At 65.9% G+C, this 22,819-nt stretch carries 11 protein-coding genes; 2 read left to right on the top strand and 9 right to left on the bottom strand.

Annotation, left to right across the window (positions count from 1 at the left end; translation table 11 throughout):
- Positions 1–853: 853 nt before the first annotated feature.
- Together RN901_RS06690 and RN901_RS06695 are read right to left on the bottom strand one after the other, a co-directional pair.
- On the bottom strand, positions 854–3,985 hold the full coding sequence (locus RN901_RS06690; protein ID WP_310757232.1) for an Ig-like domain-containing protein: 3,132 nt from the start codon (positions 3,983–3,985) through the stop codon (positions 854–856).
- Positions 3,986–4,304: 319 nt separating this feature from the next.
- Positions 4,305–4,586, bottom strand: a complete 282-nt coding sequence (locus RN901_RS06695; RefSeq protein WP_310757234.1) for a hypothetical protein — start codon at positions 4,584–4,586, stop codon at positions 4,305–4,307.
- A 1,158-nt stretch (positions 4,587–5,744) separates the two neighbouring features.
- Here RN901_RS06695 and RN901_RS06700 point away from each other — a divergent pair.
- Positions 5,745–8,765 carry a CARDB domain-containing protein gene (locus tag RN901_RS06700; RefSeq protein ID WP_310757236.1) on the top strand — a complete coding sequence of 1,007 codons (3,021 nt, stop codon included), beginning with the start codon at positions 5,745–5,747 and terminating at the stop codon, positions 8,763–8,765.
- 233 nt (positions 8,766–8,998) lie between these two features.
- Complete coding sequence (locus tag RN901_RS06705; RefSeq protein ID WP_310757238.1) at positions 8,999–9,700, top strand: hypothetical protein; 702 nt, start codon at positions 8,999–9,001, stop codon at positions 9,698–9,700.
- A 771-nt stretch (positions 9,701–10,471) separates the two neighbouring features.
- Here RN901_RS06705 and RN901_RS06710 read toward each other — a convergent pair.
- From RN901_RS06710 to RN901_RS06740, 7 genes are all read right to left on the bottom strand, one after another.
- Positions 10,472–12,094, bottom strand: a complete 1,623-nt coding sequence (locus RN901_RS06710) for an acyl--CoA ligase family protein (protein ID WP_310757239.1) — start codon at positions 12,092–12,094, stop codon at positions 10,472–10,474.
- Positions 12,091–14,727, bottom strand: coding sequence for a CehA/McbA family metallohydrolase (locus RN901_RS06715; RefSeq protein ID WP_310757241.1), 2,637 nt, complete (start codon positions 14,725–14,727; stop codon positions 12,091–12,093). The genes RN901_RS06710 and RN901_RS06715 overlap by 4 nt, the downstream gene beginning before the upstream one ends.
- Before the next feature lie 129 nt (positions 14,728–14,856).
- On the bottom strand, positions 14,857–15,177 hold the full coding sequence (locus RN901_RS06720) for a GYD domain-containing protein (RefSeq protein ID WP_310757243.1): 321 nt from the start codon (positions 15,175–15,177) through the stop codon (positions 14,857–14,859).
- 46 nt (positions 15,178–15,223) lie between these two features.
- Entirely contained in the window at positions 15,224–17,233 is a 2,010-nt protein-coding gene (locus tag RN901_RS06725) for an ankyrin repeat domain-containing protein (RefSeq protein WP_310757245.1), read from the bottom strand.
- 2 nt (positions 17,234–17,235) lie between these two features.
- Positions 17,236–18,672, bottom strand: a complete 1,437-nt coding sequence (locus RN901_RS06730) for a DUF1552 domain-containing protein (protein WP_310757247.1) — start codon at positions 18,670–18,672, stop codon at positions 17,236–17,238.
- A gap of 47 nt (positions 18,673–18,719) precedes the next feature.
- Positions 18,720–21,260 carry a DUF1592 domain-containing protein gene (locus tag RN901_RS06735; RefSeq protein WP_310757249.1) on the bottom strand — a complete coding sequence of 847 codons (2,541 nt, stop codon included), beginning with the start codon at positions 21,258–21,260 and terminating at the stop codon, positions 18,720–18,722.
- Positions 21,261–21,363: 103 nt separating this feature from the next.
- Positions 21,364–22,809, bottom strand: a complete 1,446-nt coding sequence (locus RN901_RS06740; protein WP_310757251.1) for an alpha-hydroxy acid oxidase — start codon at positions 22,807–22,809, stop codon at positions 21,364–21,366.
- Positions 22,810–22,819 lie beyond the last annotated feature (10 nt).

The raw sequence follows: 22,819 nt of genomic DNA on the forward strand, positions 1-22,819 counted from the left end.
GACCAAGTGCACCGCCGCCTCGAAACGCACGCCGAGACGGCCTTCCCGCGAGGGATTGCTGGTCGGGAGCGATCCGCCCGGAGGACGGCATGAGCCTGCACATGCCGCCCTCCCCCTATGCCGCACCGGACATCCAGAAGGGCGGGGCCTCCCGGCCACGGCCCGGAGAGGCGGATCGGCAGCGTCGATCCGCGGACCGTGACTCAACCCCAAGCCGCCCGGCGACTTGCGGAATCCGCGTTCCGCACGCCCGCTCGCGATTTCCCTGCACACGCGCCCCGATGTCCAATGCGCTGCTCCGGATCGGCAGCGGGCTACGCCGAATCCGGACGCCGCGAGGCGGCTCGACCGCCATTGCCGAATAGCCGTCGGATCAGTCCTCCAGGGAAGCCCGATCACGGCAGATCCTTCATCCCGACGATGCGGCGAAGGCGGCCTTGTGATTTGCACGGGTTTCCCGCGGCGTTATGGACGAAGCGCGTCGTGGCGGGCGACGTCGAGGGCCTCCGCCGGTCTATCCGTGCGCAGGAGATGACGTCCGTATTCTCCCAGCGTGGCCTCATCCCTGGATTCGGTCGCTACCTGCTCGAACAACTCGCCCGCCTCGGAACCTTCTAGAGTGCGGTACCGAAACCCGCGCTGAGAGCTGTCGGCGCATCGTCACCGCTCGGCACCTGCTCGTCGCATCGGTCCCCCGGGCTCGTCAGAAAAAACCCGAAACGAGCAGACTTGGCAACCGCCTGCGGGGATCGGGAGACCAGAGTTGCGGTCGGTTGTGGGTGTACCGCCCGCCGTCGCTACACGAAGTTCCCACGTCCGCTCAACCGCGGTGTCCAACCAAGTTTCGCAGGGGTTATCTTCTCTCGCCGCCGAGCGCACGATACGTCGCGACATCGAGACCGGCGACGGGTTCCAGAGCAGCCGGAAGATCGCCGCTCCAGTCGCGCAGGATACCCCGGATACTTCCCGACCCATCACGAACGACCGTGATCGTACGTTCATCGTCTTCGCCGATCGTCACCGTCCCTTCCGGTCCCGTGAGCGTGATCCGGTCCAAAGGCCTCGCCGAGATCATGAAGAAAAAGTACTTGTTGCCGAACTTGTCTTCTCCCGGCGTGAACGAGAAGGAGAATTCCGGAACACCATCCGCGAACCCTTCGAGACGGTACGGGCCGGGCCCGTGCGGAAGACGTTCCGCAGACGTTATCCGGTAGGCGGGCTCGATCCGAAGCTCCCCATCGGCGACACCGCCCCACAGCACGAGCAACTCGGATTTGGGGGACCGCAACGCGGCAACCCGGGCATCGGTTCCGACGCTGTCCCGGTGGACGAGCACCTTCTCCCAAAAGTAATCGCTCAGCCAGGCCTGCCCGTAGCAATATCCCATGACGTCCCGGCGCGTCTCGGGAGAAACCGCCGTACCGTCGCGGAAATCATAACCCCACGCGCCGATGCCCCCGTCCGGGTGGGGAAAATCGGGCTCTGTCCAAAGAGGGTTCCCGCAGGGAGCATGTCGCAGATTCAGATTGTGCCCCACTTCATGGGCAAGTTCCGCAATCGACGGCTTCCCCATGCTCGCGCGCCCGGCGAGCAGTCCGGCGCCGCGAACAAAACCATTCACGGTTGCCGCCGCCCCATACCAGTAGCCGGAACCTCCCGAAATGGCACGAAGCCCTTCGATTTCGAGAACCAATCTCCGCTGCCCGTCCATGGTATGCAGCGCACTGGAAGTCACGTACGTCTCGCGACTCCTCGCGTGAAACTCGGAGAACGGAAAGGCGTAGCGCAGAAGGCCCACTTCCCGACTGTCGTCGGCAACGTTGTTCGTCCACTCGAAGATTGAGGAGTCGGGGGCCGCCGCCTCGACCACCGGAACCACCACAAGTTCCATTGGAGGCGTCTCGACCACACCCACCGAGGCAGCACCGGCGGCCGGATACCGGACCTGGCTACCGTCGGCCAGCGGCAGCAACCCATCCGGATCCGCTTCGATCACGAATTCGAGTCCCGGCCGGACCAATTCGCCCGGGACCGGAACGTTGTAGGATCGAAGTATATCGCCCTCGTCGGCAAAGGTAGCCATTACGGGGTGCCTTGCGGGAATCGTATCTCGCAACACTTCTCTCCCGCTTATCCCAAGCACGACCACGACCTTGGGTGCCCAGAAGGAATTCGACGTGCCGCTGGTGAGAAACACTCGCAGCAGAGCGTCACGGCCCGCGACGAGCGGAACGTCCCCTTCAGGTCGCTGAATGGCCTGCGTGACGTAGCCCCCAAGCCCCACCCGCACATCCTCGACATTCTCGCACAGGGGTCCTTCCACCACGTCGACACGTTCACGCCAGTCGAGAAAACCCCGAGTCGGGGGCATGCAGAGCCCAGTCCCCCCGTATTCGAGAACCTCCAGCTCCAGGTCCGTGATGCTGAACGGGAACGCCCCCTCCAACCCCGCATTCCCGCCAAGCCGCAGGTCGGTGAGCGCGTTGGAATAGCCGATTCCCGCCGGAATCTGCCCAACGAGACCGTTGTCGCGAAGATCCAGGTCTCGCAGTTTCGGGATCGTCACGACCGAGGAAGGTATTTGACCCGTCAGACCGTTGCCCGCCAGCGAGATGGACCGTACCAACCCATCCTCCGATGCAAGCCCGTACCAGTGCCCCACGTCCGCGTCGGAATTCCAGCCTTCTCCGTTGATCCAAGACTCGCCACCCGTACTGTCGAAAAACTCCCTCAACAAGAGCCGCTGAACATCGTCCTCGGCACATTCGTCCAACAGATGATCTTCGATGCCGTTCAGCCACTCGCGAAACGCGTCACCTAACGGAGCGCATAGACCCGTTCCGTACGCGATAAAACTGGACAACTCCCTCAGATTCGCGAGGCTGATAGGGAGAATTCCCGTAAGACGCGGGTTATGCAGGAGTTGGAGATTCCTCAGCCTCGTGAGATCGCCGATCTCGACCGGCAACGGTCCTGACAAGTCATTCTGGCCGAGGAACAGCTGCGTCAAGGAGATCAGGCCTCCGAGTTCCGGGGGAACGGGACCGTTCACTCCACTCCGCAGCAGCTCTAGCGACTCCAGCAGGTTGAGCTTGCCCAGCTCCGGGGGAATCGGCCCGGTCAACTCATTGTCGCCGAGCCGAAGGAATCGCAGGTTCGCCATGTTTCCCAGTTCGGCCGGGATGGACCCGGTCAAGCCGTTGCCCGTAAGGTCGAGGCCATCGACGCGGCCGTTCGGAGCGACCCGCACCCCATGCCACTCGGAAAGAGGCGCACCGCTCAACCAACTCCGATTGCTGTGCCAAGCATCGCCGCCGGCGGCACGGTAAAGACTTTCGAGAGCTTCCCGATCCTCGGATGCATCCGTGACCGTGACGGCAACCGTAAAGGCGTAGGAGCGCCACGTCGCTCTCACTACCGCAGATCCATTACGGACTGCCGTCACCAGGCCTGTCGAGTCCACGCTTGCAACCGACGCGTCGTCGCTCGACCAGGTGGCGGCGATGGTGTCGCCCACGATGGCGTGGCCGTTGGCGTCCACGCCCGAGGCGGTCAGGTGGGCTGTCTCGCCGATCTTCCTGAAATTCAGCCGCGCCGGAGCCACCGCCATGCTGGTCGGGATCTGCATCACGGTGATGAGCGCATCGCCCAAACCCCGCCCCGTACGGGCCCTGATCGTCGTCGTCCCATTGGCCTGCGCCGTGACCAGCCCCGAATCGTCCACGCGCGCGACCGACGCATCGGTGCTCGACCAACTGACGGATGCGGCGGGGATCACCCCGCCGGTATGGTCGCGCACCTCCGCCGTGAGCCGAACCGTATCGTCCAGCGCAACAATCGTCGCCTCGGTTGGACTTACCGAAACCGTCAGGGGCGGTATCATCGGCGGAGGCGGAGGCGAAGAGTCGGGCGGTGTCGCGGAGTCCCCGCACGCGACTAGCAGAATGGTCATGAGCGCTGCCGTTCCGGAACCCTTCAATGCCATGGTCCGACCTCGCTTGCTCCGGCGCCCATGGACAGCCGGAAGTGTTTCCTACGCCGCCGCCTCGTCCCGTCCCTCCGAGGGCTCGGGGCGAAGCGGCGACACGAGCCGGTAGGGCCAGCGGGCCAAGGGCTTCAGGTGCGGCCGATCAACCTCGAAACCGGTCCACGGGGCGCTTCTTCAGCGGACCCGTGGATGCGGGCGTTGGCCACCGTTTTCGAGCCAACCCAGCACCCGAGCGTTCAGATCGTCGTCCGACACGAAGTCCCCACTCCTGGGAGAAGCTCCGCCGGTCCGTATCTGACCCGCTTCTCGTCGTCCGTCACGAGCGTCCGGGCGAGCCCGAATCGGTACCCCCGTGCGTCGGACCCCGCCTCTCGCCGGCCAGCCCCACGGCCTCGTCCGCCGCTTCGGCGACCGTGCGGAACCCCGCTCCCGACCGGTCGGCGTCCGTCGAGACCTCCCGGGAGGAGGGCACCACGTACCACCGGTCCGCGCGATCGTCCTCGCCGTCCATGTAGTGGCCGCGCTCGATCCGGTATCCGGCCAACTCGGCCCGGAACCGATGGGCCCGCAGAATGACGCCTTCGTCGAACTCGTTCATCGGCTGCACCCCGCGTTCAAGAAGGCGTCCGTGAGCAAGCCGAGTCAATAGCGCGTCGGGGATCGCGGCGTCCGGGCGTCGGCCCCCAAGCCGGGCGGCTGGGGCGACGAATCCCCCTCGCGGGGCGGTTGACTCTCCGCTGGCGGCCCGTCGGAACGGTGTTGAGGTCGCATACCGACGCGCCGCTCCTTTTAGCATTAAGTTAGCAAGAGATGACGGCCCCGTGGCAATCTAGAGAGCGCACCCGAGTGGCTGGGGGGATTCTAAATCCCTGCCGGGGCCGCCACCCTCCTTGCGGTCTCAGGCAACACCCTGAAAGCTATGAACGACCCCTTGATACAGCAAGGTCAGTCGCTCACCGCTTGCCAGCGCCACGGCTCACCCCATATGTTATCAGCGTGAATTGCCAGCAGGACCACGACGCCGATTCTGGTGTCGGGTCGCCTGCCGGATACAAGAGCCCAAGCAGTTAGATTTACGAGGGTAGCTCCCTCAACCGGGCGAAAAGGCAGGGTTACCCGCGTCTCCTGCGTGGCAGTTCACAACGGCCCGACCCTCATCCAAGTAGTCGGGCCGACTCCGCTTGTGAACGGGTTTAGGGTTTGGTTGGCCATGCAGAAGATCGCCGAACTGCTCACGCGGGACGCCGCCGAAGAAGCCGAGGGCCGCATCCCGACCCTCGAACAGCGTCGCCATGGTCCCGCCGACCGTAGACCGGAGCCACAGCAGCCGCGCGTAGCCGAGCACGACCACAAGCAGGTAGCGGCGGCCCCCACGGGAACCGGAAGTGGGCGAAGCCCACCTTGTCCGGCGACCATAAAACTCAACTGGCAGGCGACGAGACCACGCCGAAATTCTTGGTCTCTACAGGACGAAGGAGTTGTAACATGCGATCCCTTCTAAGAAAATCTCATCACAGGTGCGAGCATCCTGCTTTTACCTCTGTTCTGGGGATGCGATGACAGTGCCATCGGACCACCACCTAGCGCGATATCTAGCACGCCATTTGAGAGCTTGCTGCCAAATCAAACATCAAAGGATGTGGCAGCGGATAGGGTTGCACTCACAGCCATCTACAATGCGTTAGATGGTCCGAACTGGGTTGATAACGATGGATGGTTGGGCTCGGATACCCTGAGTCTGAGTACGTGGGCGGGGGTGTCTGTCAATGCGGAAGGTAGAGTAATAGAACTCTACTTTGACGGCTCTGGCTATCGGAACGGATATGGTCTGAAGGGCGAGCTCCCCAGTGAGATTGGTGATTTATCAAAGCTCGATGTGATTGTGATAGGTGGTAACCCGGGTCTGACAGGTGCGTTGCCGGAATCTATCAAGAATCTGAGTGACCTGCAGGTATTCAACACAGATCCTGGAACCAACCTATGCGTACCTGCGACACTTGAATCATGGCTCAACGAACTTTATGGTAAGGCTTCCGGTGACGGCGTTGATCCCATGGCGGCGTGTGGGGATCATGAAGCTCTGTTAGCATTTCGTTCGAGTACGAATTATCCCGAATGGAATGAAAAGTTCAGAGTTGGTACGTTCTGGGAACCGGGGTGGCAGAATTCTTCACCCTCTGGGGGACCGCTAAACTGGCCAGGATTAGAGTGGACAGATAGCTCAGCCGTGCAGCGAGTCACAAACATTACCACAGGCTCGTATGCCGCCACGCATAGGTTTTGGCTCGATGGAACTTTGCCTTCCGAGCTTGGGAATTTGACCAGCCTGACGACGCTAGATTTCAATGGTGAAGGCAAACTTCAGGGTCCGTTGCCTTCAACGGTGGTAAATCTTGAAGCTCTGACTTATCTAGATGTGACGGGGACAAAGATTTGTACGCCTGATGATGCGGCAGTAAAAACTTGGCTACCGAATCTTGATGAGGCGAAAGGCCTGCTCCCTGATTGCTTAGGGCCGTATGATCTGGCGGCTGCAAAATTCAATCATTCTACACCGACAGATCAAGGTGTTCCGTTTCAGCTTTCTGTAACTGTGGAGAATAAGGGTACCGGCACATCGACTCCTACCAAGGTGACATTCACGAGATCCACTGACAACGTCAAGGATGCGAGTGATACTGATCTGGGTAGCGAGAATCTAGCGGAATTGGCAGGAGATGCTGAACAAACCGTATCTCTTGAAGTCAGGGTTGATGCGGTAGGGGCTTACTGGTTCTACGCCTGTATTGCCACTGATGGCAGAGATGCCGACAAAAGCAACGACTGCACGGCACCCCGCAAGATTGAGATCTCGGATCCAAATCAGGTGACGGGTGATCGTGCGGTGTTGACTCAACTCTATGCTACTTGCAATGGGTCGGGCTGGCTCAAGCAGAGAAACTGGACGAGTAAGCTCCCCCTTCGCCGGTGGGCGGGAGTGAAGACCACCAATGATGGTCGCGTTACTGAGTTGAATCTGGGAGATGTGGGCGGGAATCATCTAAACTGTGGTAGCTCAGGGTTGCCGGGAAATCTGGCGCAACTGGAAATGTTGGAAAAAATGGTTTTCTGGGGTAATGATCGCATTGGCGGAGTCATCCCCAGTTGGATCAATGGAACGAATTTCCCAAATCTCGTCCATCTCGATCTAGATGCCACAGGTTTGACGGGTAGAATCCCGGATGAATTGGGTACGTTGTCGAATCTGGAGAAGCTTTTCATCAGGGATAACGGACTGACGGGGGAGATTCCGGGTTCCTTTTCCAAACTGAAAAAGCTAAAGGTCTTTTGGGCTTTTGGGAATGAGTTGACGGGTGGTCTCACTCCTGTCGTTGGAATGCGTAATCTTGAAAGCCTTCAACTGAACAGCAACAACCTTGATGGTGAAATACCTGATGGCTTAGGCAAGGCGAAAAATCTGCAGGAACTGATTCTCTACGGTAATCGGCTGTCTGGTGAGATTCCGGTTGGAGTTGCGGGATTGCGCGATCTGAGAACTCTTGATTTGTCGAGCAATTTTTTGACGGGTCCGATTCCGCCCGAACTCGGTGGCCTCGATGATCTAATTTGGCTAATGCTGGACGAAAACGATCTCAGCGGCCCGATCCCCTCTGGACTAGGCGACACCAGCCTGAAGATCCTACGCCTAAACAACAACAACCTCTCCGGTCCTATCCCCGTGGAGTTGGGTAAGCTCAAGGATCTTGAGGAACTCAACGTTGCCGTCAACCCCGGGCTCCGGGGAGAAATCCCGCCCGAAGTTCTGGCGTTGAACATGCATCACTTTTGGTCGTGGGCAACGAGCCTGTGTGTACCTCGCGGCGGGGATTTCGAGTCGTACATCTCAAGGGAAAACTGGATGGGCAACGCCTGCGGCGAAACGGAACCGGGCTTTCAGATCCAGTTGCTGTTCTCCCCGGAGACTCCCGACGACATCCGCGACGCGATGGAATCGCAAGCCGAATACTGGATGGAGATACTGCGTGACACGGAGGCACCCGACCTGTTTGGATTTGAAAAACCGTTGTGCTACGGGGTTCGGCCGTGGACCTTGCCGTCTCCCATCATCGACGATGTCCTCGTGACCATCGAATACGGCGAAGGGGAAATAACCAGCGGTGGGGTCTGCGGCCTGACCGACATGTTTCCGCATCGCATCCCTTACCAAGGCTATGCGGATTTCGATCCGGCGGTAACTCGTGATCCGCATTGGCTCGACATCATCGCACGCCGCCTGCTCGGGCACGCTCTCGGATTCGGGGAGGCGCTCTGGGGTCCCCGCGGCCAACTAATGGACCCGAGCACATCGGAACAGGCACCGGACACCCACGTCGTCTCGCCGCGCGCTGAGGAAGCCTTTGATGCCGCGGGGGGTACGAGCTACACGGGGCCGAAAATACCATTGCAGCAGGACGGTTCCAATGGCCAGTGGCGGAGCAGCGTGTTCGGATCTGAAATCATGTCAGCGGCTTGGAGTCGGAGCGGCCACGTCCCGACGAGCGCGGTGACGCTACAGGCGCTTGCCGACCTCAGCTACACGGTGGACCTAAGCTACGCCAATCCCTTTGCGCTCCTGAGCGCAGCTGCCTCAGCAGCTCTCGGAGCGGACGAGTCGGGCTGGGAGGCCCCGCCTGTCGTTGTGTCCTGCCGTTCAAGAGTTCAGCCTGATGCGGGTCAGGAAGGTTTGAGTACGGGTCTTTACCCCTCGCCCGTTCGAGCGTGTGCTCGCGAATTCTGAATGTCAGGTGGGACGGTGACGACGTTGGCCCTGTCGATGTTCCGACCATGGACAGGGCGTCTACGGCGACGGCGGTCACGTTGCCGGACGCTTTCGGCCCGACCGGGTTTGGCCGCGTTCAGCGAACAGGAGGATATGGACGGCGAGACTGCGATGGTGAAGCGGTCGCAAACGGCCAACACGGCACGAGAACCCTCCATAGCCGCCGACGGATTGACGGCTGAGGAAGTCGCATGCAAGACCGTTACGTCGGGGATCTAGGAGATTTTGTCAAGTACGGACTACTGAGGGCGATCCGGGGCACTAAGCGCCTCGGTGTCGCTTGGTATCTGCATCCCGACGCTGGCCCTGCCGGTGACGGGAGGCACACCACCTATCTCCAACATCCCAGCGAGTGGCGGCACCTTGACGCTGACCTGTTCGACGCGCTGGAAGAACTGGTCCCCGACCGGCGATCCGTAGCGAACATTCAGCGGACGGGCATTCTCGGCGATGCTGTCTTTGCTGCCGATGTCCTCGCGGTCGCCAACGTCAAGGTTCGCGACCGCGAGCGCTGGCGGCGCCAGTGGTTCGATCGGATTCGTCATCAACTTGTCGCTTGCGATCTCGTCTTCGCCGACCCTGACAACGGCCTCGTGCCGGACGGCCGCTTCAGGCCTACGACCAGGGGGAGCGCGAAGGGCATGTCAATTGCCGAGGCGAAGGCGCTGGCCGAAGGAAGGGCCGCCGTGATCTACCACCACAACAGCCGACGCTCAGGTGGCCATCTCGAAGAGATCCGGTGGCTCAAGACACAGCTCCCCGAAGGGACAATGGCTTACTATTGGCGCCGGGTAAGCAACCGGACCTTCTTCATCATCAATGCGGAGGAGGAAGTCCGTCGGCGCGTGCGTGGGTTCGTGCACCGGTGGGGTGATCGAGGAGCGTTGGTGTAGGCCTGTTGGCAATCGGGTCGCCGCCTCGGCGAGATGAAGGGGCTGCTCCGATCCTCGCGTCCTGGACGCATGAAGACGGTGCGGAGGTGTCGATTGGGGAAGTGATCGACGGCCATTCGACATGGCGTTCGAGCCATCTTGACGGAGTCCGAATTGGAGCGCCGGGGGCAGAGCCCGTTGCCGATCCGGAGGTGTGAATTCGACATCGGGGTGCTTGTGCAGGAAAATTGCGCTTGGGCGTGCGGGACGTGGGTTCCGCAAGTCGCCGGACGGCTTCGGGTTGGGCCACGGCCCGCGGATCGCCGGTGCCGATCCGGGTCTGCGGGCCGTGGACGGGAGCGACCCGGCCCTTCGGTATGCCCGGTGCGGCATAGGGGCTGTTCGGCATGTGCAAGCTCATGCCGCCCGCCCCGCCGGGTCGCTCCCGTACCAACGATCCCTCCGGGAAGGGGTTGAGCGCCGCGCCGAGACGGCAGAGCAACTGCTCACCGACCGGCTGGCGGTCGAGCATTTCCGCGCGAGGCCGAGACACGGCCGACGCCCACCGGTAGCGGCGCCATCGGGCTACCGAGGACGAACGAAGTCGGGCGGTCCCCCTTTCGGGCGCGGATGTCGTGCTGGGGGTCCGGGGGATAGCTCCCCCGGCCAGAGTTTTTGTGAAACAAAAGCACATCTCATGTCCATAAAATACATATACAACAACGAGTTACGATTACAGCCTGAACAGTCCGCGGGAACGTCTCGGGTCCTCGACGAGCCCTCAGGTGGCGGTCAGTTGATGCGCTTTTCGCGGCCGGTCCATTCGCGGTCGCGGAGGATGTACTTCTGGACCTTGCCGGTGGAGGTCTTGGGGAGGGGGCCGAACTCGATCGCGTCGGGGCACTTGAAGTGGGCGATGCGGTCGCGGCAGAACTCAATGATCTCGCCCTCGGTGGCGTCGGCTTCCGGCTTCAGCGTGACGAAGGCCTTGGGGCGCTCGCCCCATTCGTCGTGGGGGATGGCGATGACGGCGCACTCGAGCACCGCGGGGTGGCGGGCGACGGTCTGCTCGACCTCGATGGTGGAGATGTTCTCGCCGCCGGAGATGATGATGTCCTTGGCCCGGTCCCGGAGTTCCACGTAGCCGTCGGGGTGCCACACGGCGAGGTCCCCCGAGTGGAACCAGCCGCCGCGGAAGGCCTCGTCGGTCGCCTCGGGCTGCGCGTAGTAGCCCTTCATGACGATGTTCCCGCGCATCACGACTTCGCCCATCGTCGCGCCGTCGCGCGGCACGTCCCCGCCCTCCTCGTCGACGACGCGCATGAGGTCGGAGGTGACGAACCCCTGTCCCTGGCGGGCGAGCAGCCGGGCCTGCTCGGCGGGCGGGCGCCCGTCCCAGTCCGCGTGCCACGCGCAGGTGGCGGTGGGGCCGTACGTCTCCGTGAGGCCGTAGGCGTGGATCGGGTGGAAGTTCAGCGCCTTCAACTGCTCCAGCAGGGTCGGCGAGGGCGGCGCACCCGCGATCATCGTCCGCACCGCGTGCTCCAGCGGCCGGGCCGCCGGATCGTTGACGAGCATGATCTGCACGGTCGGCGCCCCGCAGTAGTGCGTGACGCCCTCCGACTCGATGAGCGCCCAGATGCGACCGGGATCGACCTCCCTCAGGCACACGTGCGTGCCGCCGACGGCGGTCACGGCCCACGTGAAGCACCACCCGTTGCAGTGGAACATGGGGAGGGTCCAGAGATAGACGGCGCCCGGCGTCATCTCCATCTCGATGAGCTCCCCGATCGCGTTCAGGTAGGCGCCGCGGTGCGTGTAGACGACGCCCTTGGGGCGCCCCGTCGTCCCCGACGTGTAGTTCATCGAGATCGGGGCTTCCTCGTCCGCGGGGCCGGCCGGCAGCGGCGGCAGCTCGGCCGAACCGGAAGCGGACTCCGAGCCGGAATCGAGGCCATCGGCGAGGAACGCCTCGTAGGGGTCGTTCGGCGCCCCGGTATCGTCGATCCGCACGACCGTCACGCCGCGGCCGCGCAGCGCGTCCCCGTCGATCAGGTCCTCGAGGGCGTGGTCGACGAACAGGTACCGCGCGCCGCCGTGCTCCAGGATGTAGGCGATCTCGCCCGCCCCGAGCCGCGTGTTGATCGCGACCAGCACCCCGCCCGCGGCGGGCACCCCGTAGTGCGCTTCGAGCAGGGGCGGCGTATTCGGCGACAGGAACGCCACCCGGTCGCCCGGTTCGAGCCCGGCCCGGAGCAGCCCCGCCGCCAGCCGCCGCACGCGAAGCTCGAACTCGCGGTAGGAGTAGCTCCGGCCGCCGTGCACGACCGCCGCTTTGTCCGGGTACACGAACGCACTCCGCCGCAGGAATTCGAGCGGCGTGAGGTCGGTGCGGTACGGGCTCCTCTCGCTCACCCGCCGCCGGCTTCGGCCAGCAGGCGCCGGTACACATCCCGGGCCTCCTCGAACTGGGCGTAGACGTGGTCCTGCTCCGACTGCGACCGCCAGCCGGGCCACTCCCGCGCCTGGCGTTCCAGTTCGTCGATCCAGTCGAGGCCGTACTGCGCGCCCGCCGCGTCGCGGATCGCCTCGCCTCCGACGGTGAACCAGACCGGGTTCGTGAACCCCTGCGGATAGGCCGCGTCGAGCGGGAACCGTTCCTCGGGCTCTCCCTCGGCCCGCAGGTGGACCCAGCCGCTCCCGTCGATCTCGACGTCGCCCGAGTAGGACGCCGACATGCGGTCCTCGGAGAGTTCGAGTTCGAGGACGTCCTCGCCGTCGCGCACGAGCCAGGCGCGGGTCAGCGGCACGATCGATCGAACGCTCGCCTCGACGCTTACGCTCGCGGCGTCGGCTCCGAGATTCAGCACGGAACCCGGGATCTCCCCGTTCACGGTCAGTTCGACGAGCGGCCCGTTGGTCACGAACGCCGCGGCGCCGCGCAGGCCCTCGAACCATCCATCGGCCGTCAGGCTCCCGTCGGGCGTCCGCACGTACGTCCGCATGGCGCCCACGAGCGGCGTGGCGTGCAGGTTGCTGATCGAGTCCTCCCCCCCGGTCGCGCAGACCCGCACGTCGTTGCTCCACAGCGCGTAGAGCGGGAAGAACCCCGCCCGCTCGGCCGTGGACCACTCGAGCGCGTCGCTCGTCCCCAGCACCGCGTCGACCATGAACCCCTTCCCGCCCATCAGCCCGAACGTGAGCGGGTCCACATCGCCGAAGTAGGGGTGGACGTAGCCCGTCGTCGCGCCCTGGTCCTTCGCCTTCCGCATCATGTCCGTGTTCGACGGATACAGACTCTCGATCGCGGTCCCCTCGTATCCCGTCGTGAAGGGGGAGATGAGGTGGTCGCGCATCCCGAACATGAACACGTGGCCATAGAACGGCGGCCGGTACTCCTGCCCCACGATGACGACCATGTCCTCCGTCTCCGCCGACACCGGGTGCTCGCCGCCCCCGGGCACGAAGAACTGGTGGTCCAGGATCCGGTTGTCCTTGTTCGCCACCTGCTCGTTCACGATGTCCTGGTCCTCCGCCGCGGACATGAACATCAGGTTCTCGAGCGAGTTGTGGAGGTTGCCGGCGTAGTTCATGTGGACGTGCGTGGAGCCGTTGTGCCAGCCGTCCGCCGAGAGATCCGCGAACCGGTGCAGCGTGACCTCAAGCTCCACCGTGGCGTCCGCCTCGATCGCCACCTTCATGCGCTGCGGCTCGACCTCGAAGCCCTTCACGATGGTGAGGTCCGCTTCGCCCGGCGGGAGCGCGACGGTGAACGTCCCGTCCGTGTGGAAGGCCGGATAGCGCCCGCGCTGGCCGATGCGGGCGTATTCGTCGGGCGGGGCGTGGTACTTGCCGTCCGGCCCCAGAAGGGTGACGCGCGCCGGCACGGGGTCCCGCCCGCTCGCGTCCGTGCGCACCGTGACCGAGAGCATGCCCGTCGGCCCCGCGTAGGTGCGCTCCCCGATCTCGATCCGCCGCCGGCCGCCGCCGTACGTCTCGATGAGTTCGAGTTGCGGGAGGCCGCCCTCGTTCGTGATGTACGCGATCGTCTCCCCATCGGGCGACCAGCGCGGGTGGAAGGCGTCGTGCTCGAAGAAGGTGAGCTTGTACGGCTCCCCGCCCGTCGTCGGCTGCACGTACAGGTTGTTGAACTGGTCCGCCGCCCCCGCCGTCGACGAGTAGACGAAGCGCCGGCCGTGCAGCGACACGTCCGGCCGCGTGCGGTACAACGTCTGCTCCCGCAGCACCGTCCGCGCCTCCAAGATCCCGTCCGCGCGCGCCGGGACCCGGATCACGTTGCCGGAGCCCAGCGGGACGTCGCGGTTCGAGACGAGGAGGAGTTCCTCGCCGTCCGGCATCCACGCGGGCGAGATATACATGTCCATGGGCCCGAAATAGAGCCGGTTGTTCCCGTAGGAGTTGTCGCTCGTGACCGCGATCTCGGGCCCCGCCCAGTCGCCGTCCGCCACCTCCCGGATGTAGACGTTGAAGAACCCGTTGGGCGCGCTCGACACGTAGGCGAGGCGCGTGCCGTCGGGAGAGAACACGGGGTCGGCGTACACGAAACTGTCGTCCGTGAGCGCCCGGGTCTCGCCCGTCTCCGTGTCGAGGACTTCGAGCTGGATCCGCTCGCCCCCGTAGTCGGCGGTGTACGCGATCCAGCGGCCGTCGGGCGAGTAGGAAGGGGACGAGTGGTACGTGCCCCCGCGGGTGAGTTCGGTCGCATCGCCCGTCTCCACGTCCACTTCCCAGACGGAACCGGCCATCCCCACCGCAATCGATGCGCCGTCGGGCGACCAGGCGGGGAACCAGGGTGTCGTCCCCGGCGCCGGCGGCAGGTAGTAGTTGTGCATGTAGTTGCCGCCATGCCGCACGCCGGGATATCCGCCGAACGGGGGCGGCGGTTCCTCGGCGAGCACGGGCGCTACGGGCCGGGCCGAGGCGGACTCGAGCAGCCCCGGTTCGCCGGCCACGCCGGGCGCGCCGTCGCCGGGTTCGCAGCCGAGGATGACGCCGACGGAAAGAACGAGAACGGGGCCGATACGCATCGCAGCTCGCAGGCTCGGGGACCGGTGGACAGGGGCCCCCAACTTGCTCCGCGCCAACGGCCCCGCGCAACGCGACGGAGCGGCTAGTGGACGGGGCCCGAGATCAGGCCCCGTCTTCGAAGCGGAGCGTCAGGCTCCGGGGAGGCGGTAGGAGACGCCTTGGGCGACGGCCGCGTCGACGGTCTCCGGGTCGATGAGCACGGTCACGGAGACGGTCAGGGCCCCGGCCGCGGCGATGTTCAGCGAGAGCGTCGTGGCGGCGGTCGAGTCGGGAAGATCGGTGATCAGAATGAGATCGTCGTCGCCGAACGCGTAGTAGAAGCCTTCCAGCGTGCCGCCTACGCTCTCGACGGTCTGGCGCAGCGCTTCGCGGCGTCCGGTGCCGCCCTCGGCGATCAGGCCCGTGAGGCCGGATTGTGTGTAACTCGTGCGGAACATGTACTTGGCCATGGTTCTCCGTCTCGGTTTCGGTTGGGTTTGGAGGGTTCTCTGCCGGTCAGCAGGTGAGGCAGTTGTCGTTGTTGTGCGAGCCGAGGCTCTCGAGGAGCGCGACGGTCTCCGGGAAGGGCGAGACACGCTGTACGGGGCCGTTCGCCATGTCGGCCGTCGTCTGGCCGCGGCGGCTGACGACGGTGACGTCACCCCCGACTTCCACAAGATAGAGGATCATCTCGTTGTCGCCGCGCGACGCCGCGTTGTGCAGCGCCGTGTAACCGTTGTGGTCGCGGACGTTCACATCCGCGCCGAGTTCCTCGACGAGGTACTTCACGGCCGGTATCCAGCCCTCGGGCGTGTGGCGGTGCGCGTTGCCCGCGAACCCCTCGCCGTAGCCGACGCCGGAGGCCGCGTGGATCGGCATCACGCCCGGCCCGCCCGGGGGCACGGGCGGCAACCCCGAGGCATCGGGCGCGTTCGCCCGCGCCCGATCCGCCGCTTCGGCGGCCTCGATCAGCTTGGCCCTCACGTCTTCCGTGAGATTGTCGAGATCGTTGTCGGGGAACTCCTTCTGCTCCTCCTCCGGCAACTGGTCCCGAATGTCCTGGAGCAGCTTGAGGCGCTCCTCCTGCGGGAGGTCGGCATAGGAGGAGTCGCGCAGCGCGTTCAGAGCCTGTTGGCGCAGGAACTCGTCCGGGGAGAGACGCTGGCGCCGGGGGGGCGCCTTGGTCGGAATGTTCGGGTCGGCTCCGTACTCGACGAGGAGCTTCATTGCCTCGACGTCCGTCGCGTAGGCGGCGCGCCAGAAGGCGGTGGCGCCGTTGGTGTCGACGAGGCCGCAGTTCCGGTTGCCGCAGCCCGTGTAGACCATGTACCACGGGTGCCGCGTGATTCGATGGTTGGGATCCGCGCCCGCGTCGAGCAGCGCGCGCGCCACCTCGATGTAGTTCGCGCTCTGGAGTGGGCGCTCCTGCGGTTGCGGGAACCGCGTGCGCGGCTGCCAGCGGGCGTTGATCACGGCCCACAGCGGCGAGACGCCGTTGAGTTCGGCGGCGATGTTCGGGTCCGCGCCCCGCTCGAGGAGCATGAGCACGAGATCGAACTGGCCGTTGATCGCGGCCATCACGAGCGGACTCGTGTCGTCCGCCGCGCTCACAAGGTCGATGTCCGCTCCACCGTCGAGGAGGGCGACGGTCGACTCCACGTATCCCTGGCGGACCGCGTGCAGGAGCGGCGTCAGGCCGCCGATCTTCTCGACCGGGGGCAGGAAGAGACGACTGAAGTCGCTCTCGTTCTCTTCTTCCTCCTCGTCTTCCTCGGGAAGGCCCTCCGCATAGATTTCGCGTCCTGCGCGCACGGCAGCCTGGAGTTCGTCGGGCGTTGGCGTGCGCGCCTCATCTCCCTGTCCGGCGAAGGCCTCGAGCACCTCCGTCTCACGCTGCCGCGCCAGGCGGTCCAGCTTTTCCTGCTCGATGATGTCGATGACCAGCGACGTGACGTCGGGGTCCGCGCCGCCCTCCAGGAGCGCGCGGATCGCGTCGAACCGGTTACCGGCGGCGGCGAAAGTGAGCGGCGTCTGGCCCCACTCCGCCTCGGTCGCATCGGGATCCGCGCCCGCGTTGAGCAGCACGGCGACCGCGTCGGGGTCTCCCGCCGCCGCGGCGAGGTGAAGCGCCGTGGCGCCGCTGTTCGCGGTCGGCGCCATCACGTCCGATCCGGCGGCGATCAGGTTGCCGAGGATCGCGGCCGAGCCCCTGCGCGCGGCGAGGTGGAGCGGCGTGTACTGCCCGATCCGCGTGACGGCCGCCACGTCGGCGCCGGCGTAGATGAGCATGTCGGCGAGTTCCGCGTCGCCCCGGTCCGCGGCCCAGTGCAGCGCGGTCATTCCGTCTCCCTGCGCCGCGTTGACGTCGAGCCCCTGCCGCAGGAGTTCGCGGACCGTCTCGACTTCGCCGCGCATGGCGGCGTCGGCGACGGGCGAATCGGGCGGCGAATGAGGCGGCGTCCCCGCCGAAACGAGGACGGCCGCGCAGAGGACTGCGAACCCGCGCCGGAGCCTGCCCGCCCGCACGATCAGGTCCCCGCGTCCGTCGTGACCGTGGCGGCCTGGTTGAGACCCATCGGTCCCGTGCTGTCGCCGAAGGTATCCATGTCCTCCACGCCGAGGCCGTGCAGGACGGAGAGCATGGCGTTCGCCATCGGCGTTCCGTCCGGCGCCTTGATGTGCAGGTTGCCCTCCAGCATCCCGTTGCCGTGTCCCAGTAGGAAGAGCGGCGCCCGCCGGTGGTTGTGCAGGTTCGCGTCCGCCATCGGCGACCCCCACAGGACCACGCTCTGGTCGAGCAGGCTCGACTCGCCGTGCATCGTGTTCTTGAGCTTGTCGATCAGGTACGGGAGCTGCCCCACGCGGAACTGGTTGATCTTGTTGAACTCCAGCACCGCCTCCTCCCGGTTCCCGTGGTGGGAGGCCGGGTGGAAGGGCCGGTCCGACTCGCTGTCGGGGAAGACCCGGTTCTGCGCGTCGCGCCCCGTCTTGAACGAGATCACGCGCGTCATGTCGGTCTCGAGGGCGAGCACCTGGATGTCGAACAGCATCTGCATGTGCTCGGTGAACGAATCGGGAACGCCGGCCGGCGCCTCGGGCAGGGCGCGCTCCTCGCCGCTCGAGTTCCGCCCCTCGACCATCTGAATCCGGCGCTCGAGTTCGCGGACGTTCGTCAGGTACTGGTCCATGCGGCGCGCGTCCTCCGCGCCGAGGGTACGCTGCACGGAGGAGATCTCGCCCGAAATCCAGTCGAGGATGCTGCGCCGCGTGGCCCGCCGCGCCGCCCGCTCGGCCTCGGTGCCGCCGGCACCGAACAGGAGGTCGAAGGCGACCCGCGGATCGCGGATCATGGGCAGCGGCTCGGTCGGCGACGCCCAACTCAGCGAGTCGGTGTACGCGCACGAATAGTTGTACGTGCAGCCGCCCGCCTGATCGAGGTTCTCGATGCAGAACTGCATCGACGGCATCGGCGTGTCCTGTCCGAAACGCTGCGCGTAGATCTGGTCCATCGAGGTCCCGCAGAAGATGTCGGACCCCTGCGTCTGCTTCGGGTGGGCCTGCGTAAGGAACACGGCGCTCGAGCGGAAGTGGTCCCCACCGATCTCGGGCGGCGTGAACGCCTCGGCGTTCCGCACGTCCGTGTTGCTGATGATCGTCAGGTGCTCGCGGTACTGCCGCAGCGAGACGAGCGCGCTGTCATCGATGATCTCGAATTCGCGTCCCGCCTTTTCCGGCGCGAAGAGGAACTTCGTCGCGCCGTGCTCGCGGTTGCACCCCGCAAGGCCGTGCACCTCCTCGATCGCGATGAGCCGGGTTCCCTTCCCCTCCGTCAGGCTCTTCGCGCTCGTCGATCCCCACAGACGGCCCGCCGGCACCATCGCGTCGAGGAGCGGCAGGGCGAGCGTCGCCCCGACTCCCCGAATGAAGGTCCTGCGAGGCAGGTGCTGTCCGGTGATGAATTCCATGTTCTCCCTCTCGCAACGTCGGACCGCCGCCCGGCCGCTCAGGCCGCCTAGCGACGGTCTTCGGAAACCTCCTCGGAAACTTCCTCTTCTACCGCAGTCACGGGCATGGCCCGCTTCATTCTGAACGCATCGCCGTTCACGACGCCCATGATCAGCGACGAAAGCCTGTAGTCGTCCTCTTCCGCGCCCTCCACGATCGACCGGATCCAGGGCTGGTCGTAGTACTCGACGCGGCGGCCGAGCGCGTACGCGGCCAGGTTCTCCGTGAAGTTCCGGAGCAGCGGCAGCGGGCGCTTGAGGAGCGCGTCGACGAGTTCGGGCGGCGTCTGGACCGGCGTCCCGTCGTAGAAATCGCCGCGCGTGTCGAGCGGCATCCCGTTCTCGCGCAGGCGCCACTTCCCGGTGACGTCGAAGTTGTCCAGCGCGAGGCCGATCGGGTCCATGAACCGGTGGCAGGACCGGCACGCCGGACTCGCCCGGTGCATCTCCATCCGCTCGCGCGTCGTGAGCAGCCGCCCGTCCATCGACTCTTCCGTCTCATCCAGGTCCGGCACCCCCGGCGGGGGCGGCGGGGGCGGCGTCCCGAGCAGCACCTCCATGACCCACTTGCCCCGCAGCACCGGCGACGTGCGGTTCGCGAGCGAGGTGAGGACGAGGACGCTGCCGTGGCCGAGGATCCCGACGCGCTCGTCGCCGGGATAGCCCACGCGCTGGAAGTCGCGTCCCGCCACGCCCTCGAACCCGTAGTGATGGGCCAGGCGCTCGTTCACGAACGTGTAGTCCGCCCGGAAGAAATCGAGCAGGCTCCGGTCCTCGCGGATGAGGCTCTGGAAGAGGAGTTCGGTCTCCCGCTTCATGGCGTCCGCGAGGTTCTCGTCGAAGTTCGGGAAGAAGTTGGGGTCGGGGCGGACCTTGTAGAGATCCTGCAGCCGCAGCCACTGCGACACGAAGCGCGAACTCAGCGCCTCGGAGCGGGGATCCGCGAGCATGCGCCGCGCCTGCCGCTCCAGTTCGGCGGCGTCGGACAGCCGTCCATCGACCGCCGCGGCGCGCAGTTCCTCGTCGGGCGGAAGGCCCCAGAGGAAGAACGAGAGCCGCGTGGCGAGGTCGATGTCCTCCAGCGCGTAGGCCTCGCCGCTCCCGACGCCCTCGGGCTCGCGCTCGAGCCGGAGGACGAAGAAGGGGCTCGCGAGGATCGCCTCGAGGGCCATGCGCACGCCGATTTCGAACCCGCCCTGCTCGACGCCCATGTCGTAGAACGTCATCAGGCCGTCCACCTCGCTCGGTTCGAGCGGACGGCGGTACGCGCTGCGCGCGAGATTCGTCAGGATGCCGCGGGCGCAGGGCCGCTCCTCGTCGGACGACGTGGGACGGCAGGTGAAGATGCGCTGGCGGACCGGCGACTCCGACACGCCGGTCGGGTTGTGCGGCCCGCCGATGATCACGTCCTGCAGGTGGGGCAGCGTCGTGATTCCGCCGCCTCCCGAGCCGCCGCCGGCGTTGGACCACACGTGCGGCCGGATCAGGTCCTCGTACGGCCCTTCCTGCTTCCGAATGAAGGCCGCGGAGACGCGGTGCTGCCCGGCGCGGACGAAGACCGGTTCCGTGCCGACGGGCGTGAAGCCGCGGTCATCCGCTCCGCCGCCGCGCCGCGTGTAGTGGAGGAGCGCGACCCGCTCGCCGTCGATCGAGATGTCGATGTCCTCCATGCGGGAGTTCGCGCCGGAGGTGAAGACGAGCGAGAAGGTGTATTCGCCATCGGCCGGGAAGGTGTGCTCCACGACCATCCCGCCGCGCGTCCCGAACGGGGCCCCCTCCACGTGGTCCCACGGGTGCTGCGAGACGTACTGGGAGTTCTTGTATGTCGTGTTGACCGCGGGAGCGTTGCGGTCGCCCACCGCCATGCGGCTGATCTCGGCCGCCCCGTTCAGGTAGGCGTCGAGCAGCGTCGGCGAGAGCGCCTGCACGTCCGCGATGTTGTCGAAGTTGGCGCTCATCTGGTCGTTGGGGAGCCACTTCCCCGCGTCGACCTCGAGCCCCAGCAGGTCCCGGATCGCCCGCTCGTACTCGGGCCGGTTGAGCCGCTGGAAGGTGCGGCCGCCGGGGTTCGGGTCGAGCGCCGCCGCGTCGTCGACGAGGGTCTCGAGCGTCTCCACGAGTTCGAGGAGTTCGTCCTCCGGCGGACGGCGCACGCCGGGCGGCGGCATCATGCCGGCGCGCAGCTTGCGGATCATCTTTTCGGCGGTCTCGGCCTCCTCGTCCGCGGCGTCCACATCGAAGGATTCGAGCGTGAGGTTTCCCGCCAGACGCCGGCTGTTGTGGCAGTTCGTGCAGACGCCCTGGACGATGTCGTTCGGGTCCGCCGCGACGGGCGTGACGGTCGCCGGGGACGGGGCGGGCGCGTGGACGAACTCCGCGGCCGAACCGACGCCGGGCTGGCCAGCGGCTCCGGCCACGGCCGCAACGGACGAGGCGGACGAAGCCTGGCCTTCCTGTGCGGGGAGGCTCGCGGGGGCCGCGAGAACCAGCGTCAGGGCCGCAACGACCGTGCGGATCACCATCGTTTTGTACGCGTCTTGTCCGGGCATCGGGACCGCTTTTTCGGCCAGTTCGCTATCGGTGCATTAAAAGATGTATCCGCGTAACACGCTAAACTCGGAACCCGCTGTATGGCAAGCGGCGGGAACCCGTTCAGCGGCCGCGCCAGCGCACGGATTCGGGGGTGATCTCGTCCACGGTTCGGGCCCCGAGCAGCGCCATCGTGCGCCGGAACCCCTCGTCGAACCACTTGAGGACGAGATCCACGCCCCGCTCTCCGCCGGCCCCCAGCGCGTAGAAGTAGGCCCGGCCCGTCAGACAGGCCTTCGCCCCGAGCGCGACGGCCTTCGCGATGTCGCTTCCGCGGCGGACCCCGCCATCGATGAGGACATCGAGCCGGTCCCCGACCGCTTCCGCGACCGGTTGCAGCAACTCAAGCGTCGGGGGCGCGTCATCGAGTTGCCGTCCGCCGTGGTTCGAGATCACGATCCCTTCGACGCCGGCGTCCGCCGCGAGGACGGCATCCTCGACCGTCTGGATGCCCTTGATGACGATGGGACCGTCCCAGATCGAGCGCAGCCAGTCCACGTCATCCCAGGCCAGCTTCGGATCGAACTGCTCGTTCACGTACTGCGCGAGACCCATGGCGTCGACGCCCGCCGCCCCGCCCGCCGCGTCCCGGCTCACGGCGCTCGAGAAGATGATCGGCTCGGAGGTGAGGAAGTCCCACGTCCAGTCGGGTTTCCGGATCCCGTCGAAGAAGGTGTCGAGGCCGAGTTGCGGCGGGAGCGTGAAGCCGAGCCGGACGTCGCGCTCCCGCCGCCCGAGCACCGCGACGTCGACGGTGAGGAGGAGCGCCTCGTAGCCGGACTCACGGGCCCGCTCGACGAGTTCCGCGACGAGACCGCGGTCCTTCCACACGTAGACCTGGAACCACCTGGGGCCGGAGCTGACGGCGGCCACCTCCTCGATCGAGCGGGTGCCGAGCGTCGAAAGGCTGTAGGTGATCCCCGCGCGCGCCGCTGCCCGGGCCACGGCGAGTTCGCCCTGTGAATCCGCGATGCGGCTGAACCCGGTGGGGGCCAGGATGAGCGGCAGCGGCTGGCGTCGGCCCAGCACCGTCACGCCGGGATCCACGTTCGTCACATCCCGCAGGACGCGCGGCCGGAACTCGAGCCGGTGGAACGCGTTACAGTTCCGCGCCTGGGTCCGCTCGTCCTCCGCCGCGCCGTCGATGTAGCCGAATACGCCGCGCGGGAGCCGGCGCCGGGCGACGTCCCGCAGGTCCTCGACGCTCGCGCAGCGGCCGAGCCGGCGTGCGACGGGACTCAGCTCGAACTTTCTGAAGCGGACGACGGAGCGCAGCGTCCTCAGCATCGAGACCTCCGAGACTCCGAACACCGCGGCAAAAAGCGTCCCGCCGGCAAGGCCGAGGATGGCGAGCACCGGCGGCCAAATGTCGACGAGGGATGCCATGGGAAGTCCCCCCGGCAGCGTGTCGGCGAGGATCTCGATGACCGCCCCGACGAACGCTCCGGCGAGGGCCCACAGCAGGGCCACCCGGGCGATCCCGCGGATGTGCCTGCGCCGCTTCGTCATGTTCGCTTCG

Origin of the sequence: Candidatus Palauibacter soopunensis, assembly GCF_947581735.1 — a bacterium.
GTDB lineage: Bacteria > Gemmatimonadota > Gemmatimonadetes > Palauibacterales > Palauibacteraceae > Palauibacter > Palauibacter soopunensis.